Annotated in this window: 3 protein-coding genes; all 3 read right to left on the bottom strand. The window is 49.5% G+C overall.

Annotation, left to right across the window (positions count from 1 at the left end):
* Positions 1-155: 155 nt before the first annotated feature.
* A complete protein-coding gene (locus ABUA47_RS24160; RefSeq protein WP_034523308.1) occupies positions 156-578 on the bottom strand; it encodes a SufE family protein in 423 nt (140 codons plus the stop codon).
* A gap of 45 nt (positions 579-623) precedes the next feature.
* Positions 624-1,637 (bottom strand): M20 family metallopeptidase, encoded by a 1,014-nt coding sequence (locus ABUA47_RS24165; protein ID WP_005830510.1) that lies wholly within the window; start codon positions 1,635-1,637, stop codon positions 624-626.
* Positions 1,634-2,465 (bottom strand): LD-carboxypeptidase (locus tag ABUA47_RS24170; protein ID WP_349832219.1); only part of this gene is annotated, 832 nt, incomplete at its 5' end. The genes ABUA47_RS24165 and ABUA47_RS24170, both read right to left, overlap by 4 nt.

Here is a 2,465-nt window from a genome sequence, read left to right on the forward strand (position 1 = left end):
AGCTTTCGTTTTGAAGTCATAATAGTAACACATTTATTAGTTTGTAAATGTGTCTACCTATATCAGGATAAGACATAACGCTTTTACATTATAGGGTAAACATCCGGTAAATATAATCTGCTGATTATTAGCTTATATATTGTCGGTCGTAACCTTTAGATGCCTTTCGCTTTGAAGGCCAGCGCATACATTCGCATCTGTTTTACCATAGACAGCAGTCCGTTGCTACGGGTGGGCGACAAGTGTTCCTTCAGTCCTATTTTATCAATGAAATAGAGGTCGGCGTTCAGTATCTCATCCGGTGTGTGCCCGGAGAGTACTTTGATAAGCAGTGAAATGATTCCTTTCACAATCAGTGCGTCGCTTTCGGCCTGGAAAATAATTTTTCCGTCCACTTCGTCTGCCTGCAGCCATACGCGGCTCTGGCAACCTTCAATCAGGTTTTGTTCCGTCTTGTATTTTTCGTCGAGCGGTTCCTGCTCGTTTCCTAAATCAATAAGAAGTTGGTACCGGTCCATCCAATCGTCGAAATCATTGAATTCGGCAATTACTTCATCTTGTACTTCGTTGATACTTATCATGGGATTTACTATTTTACTATTTACGATTTACTATTTGATGGTCTATTTCTCATTGTAGATGACTTCCAGCAAGGTCTGTCCCACTGCGTTGAGAGTGCCCTTGTCGATGATGTCCATGGTGTCGTCTATCGTGTGCCAGAAGTCACCGAAGCCGGTGTCGCAGTTCGGGTCATAGTTGATGATGTCTACGCAGGGAATCTGCCGCAGGTTGTATACATACATATGGTCGTCTGTCACTTCGGTGCCTTTTTCTTTGGGGAAGAAGTTGCCGAAGCCCAGGCGGTGGGCTGTGTTCCATATCTTGTTCACGTACTTACCGGCGGTTCTTTGAGAGAACTGTTCCTTGTAGAAGGTGGCGTTCTTTCCGCCCACCATGTCGAGCAGGATGCCGTAGCGGGCATTATAGCCGTCTACATGGGGTACTCGTCCCCAATATTGCGAGCCCAGGCACCAAGTGTCGTTCTTGTATGCACCTTGATAGAAGTAGGGGATGCCATAGTCTTCAGCGTCAAAGAAGATGATGTCGATGCCGATGGCTGGAGCCTGCTGTTGCAGTTGGCGGGCCACTTCGAGCAATACGCCTACACCGCTGGCTCCATCGTTCACACCCAGGATGGGGCTGTGATGCTTCGTCTTGTCGGCATCCTGGTCGGCATAAGGACGGCTGTCCCAATGGGCACAGAGCAGTACACGCCTTTTACTTTCCGGATTATAGGCGCCGATAACATTGCGCGCTTTCAGGATGGTGTTGTCGTAAGCCACCAGGTCGGCATGCTGGTTGTATACCTTGGCGCCGAATTCCTCCAGCTTCTTGGCAAGGAATTCTCCGCAGGCTTTGTGGGCGGCGGTGTTGGGCACGCGCGGACCAAAATCCGCTTGGGTCTGTATGTATTGGTATGCACTGTCTGCACTGAACTGGGGCACTTGGACAGTCGCTTTGGTCGCATCGCCCTCACTGTCATTATCGGCTGCAGACTTGCTGCTGTTGTTGCTGCATGCCACTATCGCTACAATCAGCAACAGCAGCAACGGGATAAATGTATAATTCCGTTTCATTCTCTTTCTGTATTAAAACTTAGTTTCACTTCTTTCTTTCCAACTTCCAATGTTACCGCAGCACCGTTTATCAGCGGTACGTTCATGCTGACATGTCCGACGGGAAAATCGAAACATATCGGGTAATCGTATTCCTTCACCAAATCGGCCAATGCGCCATATAGGTCTTTTCCCAGGGACTTGTTCTCCTCGTATTCGGTGAATTGTCCGATGATGAGGCCGGAAAGCTTGTCGAGGACACCTCCCAGTTTGAGATTGTACATCATGCGTTCCACCGCATGTGGGCGTTCTCCCACATCTTCGATGAAGAGGATGGTGCCTTCGGCGGGAATATCGTAAGGAGTACCACGCAGCCCGTAGAACACAGACAAATTGCCGCCGCGCAACACGCCTTTTCCCTCTCCCTTATGATTTAGTTTGTGCCCCGGGCAGACATAACTGAATGCTTCGGTTCCTCCCAATGCCTGCCCGAATAGTATATCCTTCAGTGCTTGTGTGCAGAAGTCGTCTTCCGGTTCTACTGTGAGATGGCGCGCCATGGGGGCGTGCAACGACGCGAAGCCGTTCTGCTGGAACAGATTATGGAGGGCGGTGATGTCACTGAATCCGATGAGCCATTTGGGATGCTGCCTAAACTTGGTAAAATCCAGTTTGCCTATCAGATGCACGGCTCCGTAACCGCCCCGACTACAGAATATGACTTTGGCTTCTTCATCGTCCATGGCTTCCTGCAGGTCCTCGAGGCGTTGCCGGATATTTCCTGCATACGTTCCGTTGGAACTCCCCGCGTGCTTTGCGAATACGACTTCCAGCCCCCAGGACTTCAAA

Origin of the sequence: Bacteroides sp. RTP31139st1_H2_RTP31139_211217, from assembly GCF_040227615.1 — a bacterium.
Taxonomy (GTDB): Bacteria; Bacteroidota; Bacteroidia; order Bacteroidales; family Bacteroidaceae; genus Bacteroides; species Bacteroides uniformis.

What these genes read in the sequence shown, in the direction of transcription:
- ABUA47_RS24165 (WP_005830510.1), bottom strand. Translation starts at nt 1,637, where the DNA reads ATGAAACGGAATTATACATTTATCCCGTTGCTGCTGTTGCTGATTGTA.